Genomic DNA, 16013 nt, shown 5'->3' on the forward strand with positions numbered 1-16013 from the left:
GGCAATTATCCTAGGACTGAGACAATAGGAGGTGTTGCAGCCAGATCCAGCTGCACCTGAACTTGATAAACTGCCAAGAGGTTTTCATAGGTCAAAACTTCAGCAGGGGTTCCCAGCGCAAAAACGCGCCCTTGATGTAATAGGCAGAGCCTATCACAGTACCGAGCAGCCATAGACAGGTCATGCACCGACAACATCACAGCCTTTTCTTCCTGTGCATAACGACGCAACAAGGCCAACACATGGCATTGATAGTACAGATCCAAGCTCGCCAACGGCTCGTCCGCCAACAATACCCGGGGTTCTCCGGCCAGCACGCGAGCCAGCCATACACGTGACTGCTCACCACCAGAGAGCTGATCAACCGGGTGATCCAGCCAGTCACTGACGCCAGTGATCTCAGCGACCTGCGCCACCACAGACGGATTATCATCCCCCCAAGGCAAACGCCCCAGACAAATAATATCCCGCACACTTAAGGACCAGGCACTCTGGCACCGCTGCGGCAACAGACCCAACAGACGCGCACGTGCGTTGATCGGGTAGTCTTGCAATGACTCACCGAGCAGATGAATATCACCCTTACAGGTTTCAACACCCGCTAGACAATGCAGCAAAGAGGTTTTGCCAGCCCCATTGGGGCCAATCAACCCCAGCATCTCACCTGGGCGCAAATCTAGATCCACGCCACTTAAACGCTGATCCAGCGTGACGCCGAGCATTTCAATCAAAGCCATCGTCTACGCTCCCGCCATACCAGCCAGATAAATAAAGGCGCTCCCAGCAACGAAGTCAGCACGCCCAGTTTCAATTCTGGCCCTGCTGGCAGCAAACGCACCACAATATCAGCCAGGCAAACCAGGATGGCGCCCAAAAGTGCAGAAGGAATCAGCACCCTATCCGGCCGGTTACCGGTCAGCGGCCTGACCAAGTGCGGTACAATCAGCCCAACAAAGCCTATGGCACCCGCCACAGCCACTGACGTACCGACCAGTAAGGCCGTACCCAGGATAATCAATCGACTACCGCGGGTGTAAGAAAACCCCATACTGCGGGCTACCTGCTCCCCCAGGCTTAATCCCAGCAATAAGCGGCGCTGGCTTAAGATCAATCCACCACCCACCAACAGTGCAGGCAGCAATAACCCCAGGTGCTCAAGGCCTCGTTCAGATACCGACCCCAGCAACCAGAACACCAGTTCCTGCATAGCATAAGGGTTGGGCGCAAAATTCAACACCGCCGCCAGTAACGCACCTGTCAGGGTTGAAATGGCTAACCCGGCCATGATCACCATACCCTGACGTGCCGTTCCTGCCAAAAACAGCATTAACGACATTGCCAGCCCGGCACCTAGCAAACCGGCCAGCGCGGGAGCCGCACCACCCGCCAGAGGAAACAAACCAAAATAGAATACACAGGCTGCACCCAATGCCGCCCCCTGACTCGCTCCAGTTAAGCCAGGGTCAGCGAGGGGATTGCGCAGCAGCCCTTGCAACGCGGCGCCACTCAGGCCGAGCGCAGCACCCACAGACATTGACAGCAGGGTGCGTGGCAAACGAATTTCACCGATAACAATCGCCGCTACACTATCCACACCGGTCATCCAGTCAAACAAACCAGCCCATACCGCCACATCGGTTGAACCAACATACAGCGAAAGCAGGGTCGTCAGAGACACCAGCACCAGCAAAATCAGTAAAATCAATGCCACACCTCTCGTGCCTGTCGTAACTGCTCAATCAACTCCCAGGTCCAGGGACCTGGACATTGCCAGCGCCAGTAATCAGTTGTCAGCCAGTGCTGTTCAGGAATACGCCCTGCCAATGCGGGATGCTCAGCAAAACGATTGGCCAACGAGGGGCTGTCCGGTGAAGCCCAGAGCACCGCATCAGGAGGGTCAGTGACCAATTGCTCAAGGTCCAGCGATACATAACCTTGATCAGTCAAGTAGTTGCCCCAGCCAGCCTGACGAAGAATCTGATCTTCGAAGGTACCGATACCTGTACCTATACCATTCGCTCCCAGAAGCAATAAACGTGGAGCCGACAGGTCAGGATGCTGCTCATTCGGGGATGAAGTAGCAAGATTGGCTGGCAGGCCGATCAGTTGCAAAATAGAGCGTTCATAATCCTCAATCTGCTCAAGTGACTGAGGCAATGAGACTACCGCCACCGGCAGGTGTAAAGTCTGCAGCCGGTTTCGCAGTAACAATGCGTTGTATTCACCCACCAAAATCAGGTCTGGTTGTAACTGATAAATCTGCTCCAGTGAACCATCATGTACAGGCCAGTCATCCAGTTTCAATGGCAAAGGATAGCGTTTATGTAAGGGGGATAATCCGGCTACACGGGCCTTATCCACATGGAAGGCCAGTATCCAGTCCATGCACAAGTCCAAAGACAGGATACGCTCAGGGAAAGGTGGCTCAGAATCCGGCGCAGGTTCAGATTTCACTACCAACGCCCAGCCCAACAGCAAGGTCAGCATTAACACACGCCGCAGCCCATTGCGTTTGTAAGGCATCCACTCCCCCATAATTTTTAAGACCTTCTCTGCCTGCAGAGGCTGGCAGAATAACGGAAATCCAGGATGACTTCACCCACCCCGGCCCCTATAATGGCACTGATTTTTGAAATGCTCACTGAGGTGTCGCGTGATTCATGCACGCGATTAAACGGGAAACAGGTGCTGACACCCGTCAAAAGCCTGTGCTGCCCCCGCAACGGTAAGATGTTGTCATCGCAAACGCCACTGTGTTGCTGAAACATGGGAAGGCGCGATGAGCTGCGCCCTGCGCCACATCAAGCCCGGATACCGGCCTAAGTGAGATCACTGTTGGTGTTGCGGAGGGCTTCACCCAGTCAAACTTACGGAACCACCTTTACTTGGGTGGCGCTGTGTCTTTGGCTTTCCCTCCCTCATCACGCCCTACTTAGCGTATGAGGATACAAACTTGAAACATCCCCTGTTCAGACACACCCTGCTAATCTCAGCCCTGACAGCTTCTAGTGCGCCGCTGCTCGCCAACACAGTGCAACTGGAACCCCTGCTGGTGACCGTCAGCACGCCATTACGCATGACGCAGCCTCTGCAAGAGACCCAGGCCGCCACAACCGTTATCACCCGTGCGGATATTGATCGCCTGCAACCCGAATCTGTCGCGCAACTGCTACGGGGACATGCCGGTATTGAATTCGCCAGTAGCGGTGGTGCCGGTTCGATAACCAGCCTGTTTATGCGCGGCAGCAACTCCAACCACACGCTGGTAATGATCGATGGTGTCAAGATCAACAACCCAACCAGTGGCGGTGTTAGTTGGCAATTCTTACCCGTCAACCAGATTGAACGCGTGGAAATTGTACGCGGCCCACAATCCAGTGTCTGGGGGGCTGATGCTATTGGCGGTGTCATCAACATTATCACCCGCGAAGCGACCGAACCAGGAACAGAAGGTGAAATTCGTGTGGGGGTTGGCCAACAAAACACCCGGCTTACCGACGCCAACTTCAGCGCTGCCAATGCAACTACACGCTTCACGTCGTCCTTGAGTTACCGTGACTCTGATAGCATCAATGCCAGAACAGCTGATACCTCCGGCGAAAAGGATGGCTATGAGCATTACGGCCTGCGCCTGCAGCTTGAGCATGACCTGGATGAACGCAACACCCTTTCTGCCGGGTATCTGCGCAGCCAGGGCGACAATCAGTATGACAATTGCTCCGATGCTTTCTGGAACTCATCCAATGCCTGCAAAGAAGAGTTTGCCCTGCAAACACTCAATCTGGGCTGGACACATCAACTAACCAACACCTGGCAAATAGATACATTACTGCAGCGGGTTGATGAAGATCGCGAAGATTATTTTGAAAGTCAGGCCAATGGTCGAACTCACACTCAGCGTGATCAGCTCGGTATCAAGGCAACCCTGACGACTGATCCTTTCAGCCTGGTCACCGGGCTTGATACACAGAAAGAGCGCATACTGAAAGGCTCCGGCTTTACCCAGGACAGCCGGGATATCTTCGGTGTATTTGCACAGACTCACTATCGCCTGACCGATGCCTGGACACTGTCAGCCGGGGTGCGTCATGATGACGATGAATTCTTCGGCAATCAGACCACAGGTAACCTGGGATTGGACTGGCAACTGCATAGCGCTCACAATATCGGCGCCAGCATTTCCCAAGGATACCGGGCACCTAACCTAATGGAACTCTACGGCCCAGTCAGTTGGGGAGCCAACCCAGATCTTAAGCCGGAAGAATCAATTAACTATGAACTCTTCTGGCGCTATCAGCCAGGCTCGGCCTTTAACGCTGAAGTGCGCTTATTCCAGAATGAAATAGACAACCTGATTGTCTGGTCAGCAGGACAAAACCTCAACATCAATGAGTCACGTATCAGAGGTGCTGAAGTCACACTGGGATACCAACTCGCCAACTGGCGTTTTTCCGGAGCTCTGACGCTTCAGGACCCAATCAATCGTGAAGATGACTCGCTATTGCTGCGTCGAGCACGTGAACATGGCCGGATCGATGTTGACTATGCTGTATCAAACTGGGGAGCAGGCGCTACGCTTGAAGGTCAAAGCAAACGTTATGACTTTGGCGGCCAACGCATGGGCGGCTATGCGCTGCTAAACACTCGCGCTTACTGGCACCTGTCATCCGACTGGACCCTGCACGCTAAAATCGACAATCTGTTCGATCAAGACTACGAACAAGCCCTTGGATACAACACCCCAGGCCGCTACGTCGAAACCAGCCTAACCTACCGTTTTTAAGGGATGTGGTGCTGCCATGGATGGCAGCAGTGAGCCCACAAGGACGTGCTCACGGCGTGTCAGCATGAAGGGGGAGGCACTGCCTACTGCCATGTACCAACAGCCACAAAACCCTGAATTGCCCAACCCAACTCGCTATACTTAAACCCAGTCCCTTCACAACCAAGGTGCAACACTATGTCTGACCGACTCGACCGTATCTACACCCGCAGTGGCGACAAAGGCACGACCGGATTAGCCAATGGCAAACGTATCCCAAAATCCCACCCACGCATTGAAACCCTGGGCGATGTTGACGAACTGAACAGCCTGCTAGGCCTGTTAATCGCCGAGCTGGATGCCAGCCATTCGCTACACACACCCTTGGCACAGATCCAGAATGACCTATTCGATTTAGGGGGTGAACTGGCCATAGCCGATGATAACTATACCGTCATCACACTGGACACTGTGACTCGCCTGGAAACCTGCCTGGACCAGTTAAATACCAGCCTACCGCCACTGAAAGAATTTATTTTACCCGGCGGCAGTCGTGCCGCTGCAACCGCCCATCTGGCACGTTCGGTATGCCGTCGGGCGGAACGGCGCATCGTTGAGCTGAGCAGCCTGAATCAGGAAAGCATCAACCCCATGGGGGTCAGCTATTTGAATCGACTGTCCGACTTGCTGTTTGTGGTTGCACGAACCCTGGCGAGGGAAAAGGGAGGCAGTGAGATACACTGGAAGCCCACTCCCCAGGAAAATCTGTAACGCCAAAAGCAGCTAAGACCAAGGATAATTTTACAGGCACGCCCGAAACGGGATAAGCTAATTGCATCAATCAGGATAAAAAGAGGAAGAGTCACGTGGAACAGGAAACTATCTGGATCATTGCTGTGGTTGCACTTGCCGTGGGTGTATTGATTGGTTACCTGCTGGGAAAATCCGGTGGTAATGAAGTCAAGAGCAAACGCCTCGAAGAAGAATTGAATGGCTCCAGAATTGAAATGGACCGCTACAAGCAGGAAGTCACCACGCACTTTGAGCAGACCGCCTCACTGGTGAATGAACTCACTGATCAATATCGTAAAGTACACCAGCACCTGGCTACCGGCGCTCAGAATCTTTGTCCCGACCAACAGCCTGGACGGTCACTTCAGTCATCTCTGCAACCGAAACTGGAAGCCACCGGTATTGATAACACCCTAGAGGCATCCTCGCAGGAAGCATCTACGCCGGAGCCTGAAACCAACACGACAGAAGCTGAAAACCCTACACCAATGGATGCCGCACCCGAGGCTCCGAGAGACTGGGCACCCAAAAAACCCAATGATGAAGGAACCCTGTCTGACCGTTACGGACTGAAAAAAGGCGAAGAAGAAAGCCCCAAGGCCCCTCCCTACCCGGATCCAGGTTTGAATGATGACGAAACCACTCCGGTAAAACCGGGCCAGAAAGGCTGAAACTATCCTGCGCAATTAAACTGGATTAGCAATATCGACAAAACGGTGTTCAAGGCCAAAGTGGCGGGCTAAATGCTCGCCTAATGCCTGAACGCCGTAGCGTTCCGTGGCGTGATGCCCTGCACCGATATAGTGAATGCCTGCCTCGCGAGCAATATGCACCACCGGTTCTGAAATTTCTCCACTTATATAGGTATCGGCACCCAAAGCCAGTGCCATATCGATATAACGCTCCGCCGCACCGGTACACCAGGCTACTTTACTGACCTTATGCTCTCCACCAGCGATCACCTGGGGTTCACGTTCCAGATGCTGCTCAATACGCCGAGCAAAAGACTTCAATGAACAAGGCTCATTAACGTGACCAATATTACCCAGTCCCAGAGGATTACCAGGCTCCATGCTGTCTTCCGTTTCCAGCCCCAGGCGCAAGCCTAAGCGGGCGTTATTACCCAGGGTTGGATGTGCGTCAAGCGGCAGATGGTAGGCCAGCAAGCTGATATCATTCAGCATCAAGGTTTTGATACGCCGATGCTTAATCCCAGTAAGAACGGAGGATTCTCCTTTCCAGAAATAACCATGATGTACCAGTACCAGATCGGCCTGCCACTCGACAGCCTCATCCAGTAAAGCCTGGCAGGCAGTTACGCCGGTCAGAATTTTTTGCACCTGTGGACGACCCTGAATCTGCAAACCATTAGGACAATAGTCCTTAAATTCATTGGATCGCAGTGTCTGGTTACAGTATTCCACCAGTTCATTCAGGTCGACACTATTGTAATTCATTAGCTGATTCCCATTTTTCAGTACAAAACCGTATACTATCAACAAACTTTAATCGAAATGGATTTATGCGTAAATTTAAACTCTTGTCCTGGCCGGTAACCGTCGGCATTCTACTGGCTCTGCTACTGATTCAGTTCTTTTCTGATCGTATCAATCCACCTACAGCCACGGTAGAAGTGGTGGAAACTCTGGCATCGCCGCTAACAGATGGCGTTGTACATCCACGTCTATCCTATGCTGACGCTGTGGATAAGGCTTCACCGGCCGTAGTGAACATTTACACCCAGACTGTCGTCAGAGAACCGGCCAACCCGCTGCTCAATGACCCCTTATTCCAGCAGTTTTTTAATATTGATCGCCTGCCCCAGCAGGAGCGTATTCAATCCAGCCTGGGTTCCGGTGTTATTCTCAGCCCAAACGGTTATGTGGTTACCAACAACCACGTTATCAGTGGTGCCGATAGCATTGTGGTATCTCTCCAGGATGGACGGGAGTCACTCGCCAACGTGATTGGCAGCGATCCGGAAACCGATTTAGCGCTACTCAAGATCAATCTCACTGAGCTACCGAGCATTGTTATGAACACCTCCGACATGTTGCGTGTCGGCGATGTTGTATTGGCGATTGGCAATCCTTTTGGGGTCGGACAAACAGTCACACAAGGCATTGTCAGCGCCACCGGACGTAACAGTATCGGTCTGAGCACCTATGAGAACTTCATTCAGACTGATGCGGCCATCAACCCCGGCAACTCCGGTGGAGCGCTGATTGACCCGAACGGCCACATGGTTGGCATTAATACTGCCATTTTTTCTCAATCGGGCGGTTCTCACGGTATTGGCTTTGCCATTCCGGCACTCACCGCGCGTCAGGTCATGCAGGATTTGATCGAACACGGGCGTGTGATTCGTGGCTGGCTGGGTATTGAGGTACAGGAAATCACACCCAGGCTGGCTGAGTCGTTTAACTTTGGATCAGGGAATGGCGTGATCGTATCCGGTGTAGTGCGTAACGGGCCGGCTCATCAGGCTGGACTGCAACCCGGTGATATACTCACAGCGATTAACGGCGAACCCATTGTCCAGGCACGCAGCCTGATGCTGCAAATTGCGCGCACCAAGCCTGGCGAAAATATCCGCCTGGAGCTACTCAGAAACGAGCGTCGCTTGTCTTTGATTGCTCAATTATCTGAGCAGGTCCGCTCGAACTGAGCAGACCTGCCCAGAAAATCAGTTATCCTTGATAATACGGTACTCAGCTGAGCGTGCATGCGCGGTCAGGCTTTCGCCCCGCGCCAGCACAGAAGCCACTTTACCCATTTCAGAAGCACCTTCCGCCGAAAACATAATCACAGAAGAGCGTTTCTGGAAATCGTAGACACCCAGTGGCGATGAAAAACGCGCCGTACCTGAGGTGGGCAACACATGGTTAGGACCTGCACAGTAATCTCCTAGAGATTCAGCTGTGTAGCGCCCCATAAAGATAGCACCGGCATGGCGTATCTTCGGCAATAGTGCTTCCGGATCAGCCACTGACAGCTCTAGATGTTCTGGAGCTATGCGATTACTCAACATTGCCGCCTCATCCATATCAGCCACTTCAATCAGCATCGCACGGTTTTTCAGTGACACACTGATAATGTCACTACGTTCCATAGTGGGTAAGAGCTTTTCAATACTCGCAACCACCTGATCCAGGTACTCAGCATCAGGACAGATCAAGATGGACTGGGCGTCTTCATCATGTTCAGCCTGGGAGAAAAGATCCATGGCAATCCAGTCCGGATCTGTCTGGCCATCACAGATCACCAAAATTTCGGAAGGGCCGGCAATCATGTCGATGCCCACGGCTCCAAATACGGCACGCTTGGCTGTCGCCACGAAAATATTACCCGGCCCGACGATTTTATCGACCCGTGAGACGGTTTCTGTGCCATAGGCCAGAGCCGCTACCGCCTGTGCACCACCCAGGGTGAACACTCGGTCAACACCGGCCAAAGCAGCCGCCGCCAAAACCAGCTCGTTAACCACGCCATCAGGGGTCGGCACGACCATGATAATCTCTTGCACACCCGCCACTTTGGCCGGCAAGGCGTTCATCAACACTGATGACGGATAGGCGGCTTTACCACCCGGGACATAGATACCCACGCGATCCATTGGGGTAACCTGTTGGCCCAGTACCGTGCCGTCTGCTTCAGTATAGCGCCAGGATTCACTTTTCTGACGCGCATGATAGGTACTGATACGCTGAGCCGCCGCTTCCAGCGCAGTGCGCTGCTCCAACGGCAGATTTTCCAGTGCCTGAAGCAACCGTGCCTGGCTTACCTCAAGCTCAGACATCTGTGTCGCCTGCATGCGGTCGAAGCGGTTAGTGTACTCAATCAAAGCCGCATCACCACGAGCACGAACCTGCTCAATCACATCATCAACGATCTGATTGACCTGTTTATCCGAAACACTTTCCCAAGCCAGCATGGCATTCAACTGGCTATCAAAGTCGGCCTGACCGGCTTTTAGACGTGTGATCTCTACAGACATATCAAACCTCACGTTTAGCTGCTACAGCAGCTTGCATTTGCTCAATAATCGGTTGAATCAGCTCATATTTCATTTTCATCGAGGGCTGCCCCACTACCAGACGCGAACTGATATCCGCTATGTGTTCCATGGGTTCCAGACCGTTAGCTCTCAAGGTGTTACCCGTATCGACGATATCGACAATACGGTCAGCCAGACCCATGATAGGCGCAAGCTCCATGGCGCCGTAGAGCTTGATGATATCCACTTGAGTACCCTTACGGGCATAATAATCACGGGTAATATTGACAAATTTACTCGCTACCCGCAGGCGGCCTTCGACAACAGGGGCGCCCTTCATGCCCGCGATCATCAAACGACAACGAGAAATTTCCAGATCCAAGGGTTCATACAGCCCCTGGCCACCATGCTCCATCAACACATCCTTACCCGCCACACCCATATCGGCACCACCATATTCAACATAGGTAGGCACATCGGTGGCACGAATCACCAGTAGCTTGATATTGGCATGATTGGTATCAAATATCAGTTTACGGCTACTAAAAATATCTTCGGCCGGATGTATATCGGCTGCCGCCAGCAAGGGAAGTGTTTCCGTCAGGATGCGTCCTTTGGAAAGTGCGATGGTCAGCTGCTGTGTCATAGGGATTCTCTCTTAACTTTTTACGCGTCGGATGGTGGCACCCAAACCCTGGAATTTTTCTTCTATAGACTCATAACCCCGATCGATATGGTAAATACGATCTATCAGGGTTTCGCCTTCAGCAACCAGTGCCGCGATGACCAGGCTGGCCGACGCGCGCAAATCCGTCGCCATGACCGGTGCGCCTTTAAGCTTGTTAACGCCTTCAATAATGGCGGTATTACCATCAATGGTGATATCAGCTCCCATACGCAGCATCTCCTGCATATGCATAAAGCGGTTTTCAAAAATGGTTTCGCGAACGATACCCACGCCAATTGCTACAGCATTCATGGCGGCAAACTGTGCCTGCATATCAGTAGGGAACGCCGGGTAAGGGGCGGTAGTCAGATTGACAGCTTTCGGACGACGACCATGCATATCCAATTCGATCCAGTCTTCACCGGTAGTAATATCGGCACCCGCTTCCTGCAGTTTTTTCAATACCGAATCCAGTGTGTCCGGACGGGTATTGCAGGTACGCACCTTGCCACCTGTGGCAGCAGCAGCTACTAAAAAAGTACCCGTTTCAATACGATCCGCCATCACCGCATAACGACAGCCTTTCAGGGCTTCAACACCGTGTACGCTAATCATATCGGTACCGGCACCACGGATATCAGCTCCCATCGCATTCAGGCAGTTGGCCAGGTCTACGATCTCCGGCTCACGCGCGGCGTTTTCAATCAGTGTCTCGCCATCAGCCAGCGCGGCCGCCATCATGATATTTTCTGTTCCGGTAACGGTTACCGTATCAAAAAACACCTTGCCACCTTTTAAGCGGCCATCACAGGTGGCACGGATATAGCCCTGCTCCACTTCGATATGAGCACCCATGGCTTCCAGCCCGCGCAAATGCAGATCCACAGGTCGACTACCTATAGCACAACCACCTGGCAGGGATACCTCCGCCTTGCCAAAACGTGCCAACAGCGGTCCCAGAACCAGAATCGAAGCACGCATGGTTTTCACCAGATCATAGGGTGCCACCACCGAATTAATCTGGCTCGCATCTATCTCAGCAGACTGCGACTCATTCAGCGTGACACTGACACCCAGCCGACGTATCAACTCAAGCATGGTGTTAATATCATGCAGATGCGGCAGGTTAGTCAGGGTAACTGGCTCACTCGCCAGCAGGGTAGCGGCCAGAATTGGCAGGGCCGCATTTTTTGCACCAGAGATACGCACCTCACCATTGAGGCACGCACCACCTTGTATCAGAAACTTATCCATTTATCTGTCCGTATTAGGGCGTGATTAATTCAGGGCAGCCCATTGCTCAGGAGTGTAGGTTTTGATCGTTACAGCATGAATGTCACCACTGGCAATCTGCTTGTTCAAGCAGGCATAAACCAACTGCTGCTTTTTCACCGGACTCAAATCCGCAAACTGATTACTGATAACGGTAATTTCAAAATTACACCCTTCACCCGCGGTCATTACCTGGCTATCTACCAGCTGACTTTCAATTACCTGTTTTACGTCTTCAGCTTGCATATGAACTCCGAGAACTTTTTTTGACAGGGGGCCGATAATAACGCAAAACGGGTCTTAAAGGCGACATTGCCTTTAAGACCCGCAAGGTCAATCAATGCAGGTTTTCTTCAACACCCACCAAGCGGGCAATGGAAAGCAAATCTTCCGGGGTATTAATGGCCGTCAATTCAAAGCCTCTGGCCAATGCCAGGCGCTCACAACAAAACCACAGCGATAAAGCCGAGCTATCTACCCGACCTACAGCTGAAAAATCCAGCTGGCAAGGCCCTTGCACTTGCTTGAGCTGATTCAGCAAAGCGGTGCGCTTCTCTACCACCGTAGAAAACAGCAAGTCACCCTCTACACTGATAACCTGACCAGCGATAGCCTCAGCCTTCGACATCTTCCATCACCTCAACAATCGTACTAGCAACTCGCTCTTCCCAGCTATCAATCACAGCCGAGATATCACGGGAACTCTGATACATGTCAGCAAACTGGTTTTGAAAGGTCAGGCGTAGATTAATCCCTTCAACAGCAACGTTTACCAGCATCCAGTTACCGTCAATGTTACGCATGTAATAGAGGATGTTGTAGGTTTTTCCAGCGGTTGATGTCAACTGAACATTAACCACCTGCATATTTGGCTGCGGGCTGGGAGCACGTGGTGGCGTAATGGAGTATTCACGAATGGAAAACTCACTCACAGCCATAGAGTAAGTTCTGATCAAGGTTGTTTTGAGCACACCCGCAAAACGCTCCAACTGATCTTCAGTTGCACCACGAGCAAAACGCCCCATAACACCACGGCCAAAACCATAAAAATCGATTACAGGAGTGACTATCTGCTCAACTTCAGACTGTAAACGCCCCCTGTTTTCCTCTCGGAACAGCGAGGTGTCATTCATCAGCTCAACCACTTTCTCGGTTGTATTTTCAACCACCAGCTTTGCAGCTTCCCATTCCTCATCAACCGCAAAGGCTTTCAATGTGAACAGAATTGAAAACAAAAAAACCAGATTTGCCGCATACAACTTCTTCATGGTGTTTACTCACTAACCTGATTCATAAGAAATTTACCCACCAAATCCTCTAACACAAGAGCCGATTGGGTATTGAAAATAAAATCGCCTTCGGCTAACACATCCATGTCACCGCCAGGCACGATGCCAACATATTGCTGGCCCAACAGGCCAGATGTCAAAATCATTGCGGAGCTGTCAGCACTGATGTAATCAACATCGGCAAAAATTTCCATTTCCACTTCAGCCATCAGCATCTGCGGATCCAGACGAATATTTTTAACTTCACCAATTTGCACACCGGACATGGACACTTTTGCACGAGGCGTCAGACCACCGATGTTTTCAAAACTGGCATAGAGCTTATAACCGCCCTGTTTTGGGGTAAGATTCAAACCACTGACATTTAATGCCAGCACGAGCAAGGCCAGCAGGCCAATCAGCATAAACAGACCTACGCTGATTTCAACGGTACGGATACGCATTTTACAAGTCTCCAAACATCAAAGCGGTAAGCACAAAGTCCAAGCCCAAAACAGCAAGTGATGCATAGACCACCGTACGTGTTGTGGCCTGACTGATCCCTTCCGAAGTCGGAATACAGTCATATCCCTGATACACAGCGATCCAGGTAACAACAAATCCAAACACCACCGCTTTTATCAGGCCATTCAACACATCACCCTGAAAATCAACGGACTGCTGCATATTCGCCCAGAAAGCACCACTGTAAATTCCCAACCAGTCAACGGCAACCAGAGACGCTCCCCAGATTCCCACAACGGCAAAGATCATCGACAGCAGTGGCATACAGATAAAACCTGCATAGAGGCGCGGAGCAATAATCCGCCGGTAAGGATCCACACCGATCATTTCCAGACTGGCCAACTGTTCAGTGGCTTTCATCAAGCCAATTTCAGCGGTAAGCGCGGAACCGGCACGTCCGGCAAACAATAAGGCTGTCACCACCGGGGCCAACTCTCGCAGCAAGCTCAGCGCCACCATCTGACCGACCGCCTGTTCAGAGCCATAATCCACCAGGATCGTATAGCCCTGCAGCCCCAGCACCATACCGATAAAAATACCCGATACAGCAATGATCACCAGTGACAAAACACCGATAAAATAAATCTGTTTAATCAGCAAGGGAAACATCATCACCGGCGCGGGCGTTGCCACCACCGAGTGAAACAGTATCTGACCTGAGCGCCCCAATGCGGCACATTTGGATAGCGTCTTATGGCCCAACCTTTGAATAGGGTCTAGTATCACCTGAAGACTCCTCCGGCCATCAATTGCTCAGTCAAATCGGGTGCCGGATAGTGAAACGGCACCGGTCCATCAGGTAAACCTTCAACAAACTGACGCACCTGTTCTGAGTCCTGATCCTTAAGCTGATCCGGCGTACCTTCGGCAATGACTTTGCCATCTGAAAGTACGTAAATATAATCCGCAATTGAAAGGGTTTCCTGAATATCATGCGAAACAATGATCGAACTGTGCCCAAGCGCTTCATTCAGACGCTTGATCAGATTGACCAACACCCCCATTGCAATCGGATCCTGGCCGGTAAAAGGCTCATCATACATGACAATATCCGGATCCAATGCAATAGCACGCGCTAACGCTACGCGGCGTGCCATACCGCCGGAAAGCTCGCTGGGCATTAACCCTACGGCTCCACGTAGCCCAACAGCCTGCAGCTTCATCAGCACTATATCGCGAATCATTTCTTCAGGTAGCTGGGTGTGCACCCGGATAGGAAAAGCGATATTATCAAATACCGTCATATCCGTGAACAACGCCCCACTCTGAAATAGCATCCCCATCCGCTCGCGAACGATGAAAAGATCCCGACGACCCAGCGTAGGTATATTTTGATTATCCAGCAAAATCTGGCCTGAATCCGGTAACAACTGGCCACCAATCAATTTTAATAACGTGGTTTTCCCTGTGCCAGAGGGCCCCATGATTGCTGTCACCTTACCGCGCGGTATCTTGATACTGACATCATCAAAAATACGCTTTGAGCCGCGTGAAAAGCTCATATTACGTATTTCAACAATGATGTTATCTGCAGATTGTTTCATATCCTTCGTTGAGTCTTTTTCAACGTCCATCCCCACACCCTGTTACAACAGACAAGACCGGTAAATATACCATTACAGAGGACAAGTTTAAACGCACCTGTTATCCAAGTTACACCCCTGTAACAAATTGAGTTACGATCTCAGGCAAATCTGCGTTAAACTTGTCGTAACTTATATACTTTTCAACAGATGGCTGATCCCGATCCGAATGAGCACATTTAACTTTATCGCCGCCGGTACAAGAACCATTGAAATAGAACACGCCACCATCAGCGCTTTGCTGGCCCAGCTGAATGACAATTTTAGCAAAGCCTGTGAGCTGTTACTCAGCTGTGAAGGACGTGTCATTGTCACCGGTATGGGTAAGTCCGGGCATATCGGCAATAAAATTGCAGCCACTCTGGCCAGTACCGGCACCCCGGCTTTTTTTGTTCACCCGGGAGAAGCCAGTCATGGCGATTTAGGCATGTTCACCGGCAAGGATGTTGTTCTGGCACTTTCCAACTCCGGTGAGACTACTGAAGTCGTGACCATATTGCCGCTAATTAAGCGCATGGGTGCCCCACTGATCAGCATGACCTCAAACCCTGATTCTACGCTCTCACGCTTTGCTGACGTCAATTTGCACCTGCCGGTAGAGCGTGAAGCCTGTCCGCATAACCTTGCACCAACCTCAAGCACCACCGCACAACTGGTGATGGGCGATGCCCTGGCAATCGCACTCTTGGAAGCACGCGGCTTTAGCCCCGAAGACTTCGCCTTTTCCCATCCCGGTGGCAGCCTGGGTCGACAACTGCTATTGCGTGTAGATGATATTATGCATGCGGGTGAGAACATTCCTCAGGTCACGGTCAACACCTCGATCCGAGAAGCACTGCTGGAAGTAACTCAGAAACGCCTGGGTATGACAGCGGTAACCAACGCCACCGGCGAGCTGCTGGGTATTTTTACCGATGGCGACTTGCGCCGCACCCTGGATCAGGAAATCGATCTTAAAAATACCTCGATTGAAGAGGTCATGACCCGCGGCGGCACTACACTGAAAACAGGATCCTTGGCAGCAGAAGCACTAAAAGTCATGCAGGAACGTAAAATCAATGCGCTGCTGATTACTGATGAGCAAGGCCAGCTCGCCGGTGCGCTGAACATGCATGACCTGCTTAAAGCCGGAGTAATCTGACCATGA

The 16013-nt window shown here is 51.6% G+C and carries 18 protein-coding genes and 1 riboswitch; of the genes, 5 read left to right on the forward strand and 13 right to left on the reverse strand.

All coding sequences use genetic code 11. The features are described 5' to 3' along the window. Positions 1-5: 5 nt before the first annotated feature. Genes ACN0R1_RS01435 through ACN0R1_RS01445 form a run of 3 tightly spaced genes read right to left on the reverse strand, consistent with a single transcriptional unit; the run spans position 6 to position 2523 of the window. Positions 6-737, reverse strand: a complete 732-nt coding sequence (locus ACN0R1_RS01435) for an ABC transporter ATP-binding protein (RefSeq protein WP_417579167.1) — start codon at positions 735-737, stop codon at positions 6-8. Continuing rightward, positions 728-1711, reverse strand: coding sequence for a FecCD family ABC transporter permease (locus ACN0R1_RS01440; RefSeq protein WP_417579169.1), 984 nt, complete (start codon positions 1709-1711; stop codon positions 728-730). The genes ACN0R1_RS01435 and ACN0R1_RS01440 overlap by 10 nt, the downstream gene beginning before the upstream one ends. Then, positions 1702-2523: an ABC transporter substrate-binding protein gene (locus ACN0R1_RS01445; protein WP_417579171.1), complete on the reverse strand. Its 822-nt coding sequence runs from the start codon at positions 2521-2523 to the stop codon at positions 1702-1704. The genes ACN0R1_RS01440 and ACN0R1_RS01445 overlap by 10 nt, the downstream gene beginning before the upstream one ends. Positions 2524-2627: 104 nt before the next feature. After that, positions 2628-2838, forward strand: a riboswitch (cobalamin riboswitch). Between the two features lie 115 nt (positions 2839-2953). Between ACN0R1_RS01445 and ACN0R1_RS01450 the strand changes: the two genes are divergently transcribed. The 3 genes from ACN0R1_RS01450 to ACN0R1_RS01460 all read left to right on the forward strand — a co-directional run bounded on the left by ACN0R1_RS01450 (position 2954) and on the right by ACN0R1_RS01460 (position 6225). After that, complete coding sequence (locus ACN0R1_RS01450) at positions 2954-4783, forward strand: TonB-dependent receptor plug domain-containing protein (protein ID WP_417579173.1); 1830 nt, start codon at positions 2954-2956, stop codon at positions 4781-4783. Between the two features lie 177 nt (positions 4784-4960). Further along, on the forward strand, positions 4961-5533 hold the full coding sequence (locus tag ACN0R1_RS01455) for a cob(I)yrinic acid a,c-diamide adenosyltransferase (RefSeq protein ID WP_417579175.1): 573 nt from the start codon (positions 4961-4963) through the stop codon (positions 5531-5533). A gap of 95 nt (positions 5534-5628) precedes the next feature. Beyond that, positions 5629-6225, forward strand: a complete 597-nt coding sequence (locus tag ACN0R1_RS01460) for a YhcB family protein (protein WP_417579177.1) — start codon at positions 5629-5631, stop codon at positions 6223-6225. 15 nt (positions 6226-6240) lie between these two features. Here ACN0R1_RS01460 and ACN0R1_RS01465 read toward each other — a convergent pair whose 3' ends face one another. Further along, on the reverse strand, positions 6241-7011 hold the full coding sequence (locus ACN0R1_RS01465) for a Nif3-like dinuclear metal center hexameric protein (RefSeq protein ID WP_417579179.1): 771 nt from the start codon (positions 7009-7011) through the stop codon (positions 6241-6243). 65 nt (positions 7012-7076) lie between these two features. Here ACN0R1_RS01465 and ACN0R1_RS01470 point away from each other — a divergent pair, with 65 nt between their 5' ends. Beyond that, entirely contained in the window at positions 7077-8222 is a 1146-nt protein-coding gene (locus ACN0R1_RS01470; RefSeq protein WP_417579181.1) for a trypsin-like peptidase domain-containing protein, read from the forward strand. Between the two features lie 18 nt (positions 8223-8240). On the opposite strand, the gene hisD is transcribed toward ACN0R1_RS01470, so the two are convergent. From hisD to ACN0R1_RS01515, 9 genes are all read right to left on the reverse strand, one after another. Beyond that, positions 8241-9551, reverse strand: coding sequence for a histidinol dehydrogenase (gene hisD / locus ACN0R1_RS01475; RefSeq protein WP_417579183.1), 1311 nt, complete (start codon positions 9549-9551; stop codon positions 8241-8243). A gap of 1 nt (position 9552) precedes the next feature. Further along, positions 9553-10197 carry an ATP phosphoribosyltransferase gene (gene hisG / locus ACN0R1_RS01480; RefSeq protein WP_417579185.1) on the reverse strand — a complete coding sequence of 215 codons (645 nt, stop codon included), beginning with the start codon at positions 10195-10197 and terminating at the stop codon, positions 9553-9555. Between the two features lie 12 nt (positions 10198-10209). Beyond that, positions 10210-11472, reverse strand: a complete 1263-nt coding sequence (gene murA, locus ACN0R1_RS01485) for a UDP-N-acetylglucosamine 1-carboxyvinyltransferase (RefSeq protein ID WP_417579187.1) — start codon at positions 11470-11472, stop codon at positions 10210-10212. Positions 11473-11496: 24 nt separating this feature from the next. Beyond that, positions 11497-11736, reverse strand: a complete 240-nt coding sequence (locus ACN0R1_RS01490; protein WP_417579189.1) for a BolA family protein — start codon at positions 11734-11736, stop codon at positions 11497-11499. Between the two features lie 91 nt (positions 11737-11827). After that, on the reverse strand, positions 11828-12118 hold the full coding sequence (locus ACN0R1_RS01495; RefSeq protein WP_417579191.1) for an STAS domain-containing protein: 291 nt from the start codon (positions 12116-12118) through the stop codon (positions 11828-11830). Beyond that, positions 12105-12758 (reverse strand): MlaC/ttg2D family ABC transporter substrate-binding protein, encoded by a 654-nt coding sequence (locus ACN0R1_RS01500; RefSeq protein WP_417579193.1) that lies wholly within the window; start codon positions 12756-12758, stop codon positions 12105-12107. The genes ACN0R1_RS01495 and ACN0R1_RS01500 overlap by 14 nt, the downstream gene beginning before the upstream one ends. Positions 12759-12763: 5 nt before the next feature. After that, complete coding sequence (gene mlaD / locus ACN0R1_RS01505; RefSeq protein ID WP_417579195.1) at positions 12764-13222, reverse strand: outer membrane lipid asymmetry maintenance protein MlaD; 459 nt, start codon at positions 13220-13222, stop codon at positions 12764-12766. Position 13223: 1 nt separating this feature from the next. Further along, complete coding sequence (gene mlaE / locus ACN0R1_RS01510) at positions 13224-14006, reverse strand: lipid asymmetry maintenance ABC transporter permease subunit MlaE (protein WP_417579441.1); 783 nt, start codon at positions 14004-14006, stop codon at positions 13224-13226. Beyond that, positions 14006-14857, reverse strand: a complete 852-nt coding sequence (locus tag ACN0R1_RS01515; RefSeq protein WP_417579197.1) for an ATP-binding cassette domain-containing protein — start codon at positions 14855-14857, stop codon at positions 14006-14008. Before ACN0R1_RS01515 ends, mlaE begins: the two co-directional genes overlap by 1 nt. 178 nt (positions 14858-15035) lie before the next feature. On the opposite strand from ACN0R1_RS01515, the gene ACN0R1_RS01520 reads away from it, so the two are divergent. Beyond that, positions 15036-16007, forward strand: a complete 972-nt coding sequence (locus tag ACN0R1_RS01520) for a KpsF/GutQ family sugar-phosphate isomerase (protein WP_417579199.1) — start codon at positions 15036-15038, stop codon at positions 16005-16007. Positions 16008-16013: the final 6 nt, after the last annotated feature.

Source organism: Nitrincola sp., assembly GCF_048264025.1.
Lineage (GTDB): Bacteria > Pseudomonadota > Gammaproteobacteria > Pseudomonadales > Balneatricaceae > Nitrincola.

What these genes read in the sequence shown, in the direction of transcription:
- ACN0R1_RS01500 (WP_417579193.1), bottom strand. Translation starts at nt 12,758, where the DNA reads ATGAAGAAGTTGTATGCGGCAAATCTGGTTTTTTTGTTTTCAATTCTG.
- mlaD (WP_417579195.1), bottom strand. Translation starts at nt 13,222, where the DNA reads ATGCGTATCCGTACCGTTGAAATCAGCGTAGGTCTGTTTATGCTGATT.
- ACN0R1_RS01455 (WP_417579175.1), top strand. Translation starts at nt 4,961, where the DNA reads ATGTCTGACCGACTCGACCGTATCTACACCCGCAGTGGCGACAAAGGC.
- murA (WP_417579187.1), bottom strand. Translation starts at nt 11,472, where the DNA reads ATGGATAAGTTTCTGATACAAGGTGGTGCGTGCCTCAATGGTGAGGTG.
- ACN0R1_RS01495 (WP_417579191.1), bottom strand. Translation starts at nt 12,118, where the DNA reads ATGTCGAAGGCTGAGGCTATCGCTGGTCAGGTTATCAGTGTAGAGGGT.
- ACN0R1_RS01515 (WP_417579197.1), bottom strand. Translation starts at nt 14,857, where the DNA reads ATGGACGTTGAAAAAGACTCAACGAAGGATATGAAACAATCTGCAGAT.
- hisG (WP_417579185.1), bottom strand. Translation starts at nt 10,197, where the DNA reads ATGACACAGCAGCTGACCATCGCACTTTCCAAAGGACGCATCCTGACG.
- ACN0R1_RS01470 (WP_417579181.1), top strand. Translation starts at nt 7,077, where the DNA reads ATGCGTAAATTTAAACTCTTGTCCTGGCCGGTAACCGTCGGCATTCTA.
- ACN0R1_RS01490 (WP_417579189.1), bottom strand. Translation starts at nt 11,736, where the DNA reads ATGCAAGCTGAAGACGTAAAACAGGTAATTGAAAGTCAGCTGGTAGAT.
- ACN0R1_RS01465 (WP_417579179.1), bottom strand. Translation starts at nt 7,011, where the DNA reads ATGAATTACAATAGTGTCGACCTGAATGAACTGGTGGAATACTGTAAC.
- ACN0R1_RS01520 (WP_417579199.1), top strand. Translation starts at nt 15,036, where the DNA reads ATGAGCACATTTAACTTTATCGCCGCCGGTACAAGAACCATTGAAATA.
- ACN0R1_RS01435 (WP_417579167.1), bottom strand. Translation starts at nt 737, where the DNA reads ATGGCTTTGATTGAAATGCTCGGCGTCACGCTGGATCAGCGTTTAAGT.
- ACN0R1_RS01445 (WP_417579171.1), bottom strand. Translation starts at nt 2,523, where the DNA reads ATGCCTTACAAACGCAATGGGCTGCGGCGTGTGTTAATGCTGACCTTG.
- hisD (WP_417579183.1), bottom strand. Translation starts at nt 9,551, where the DNA reads ATGTCTGTAGAGATCACACGTCTAAAAGCCGGTCAGGCCGACTTTGAT.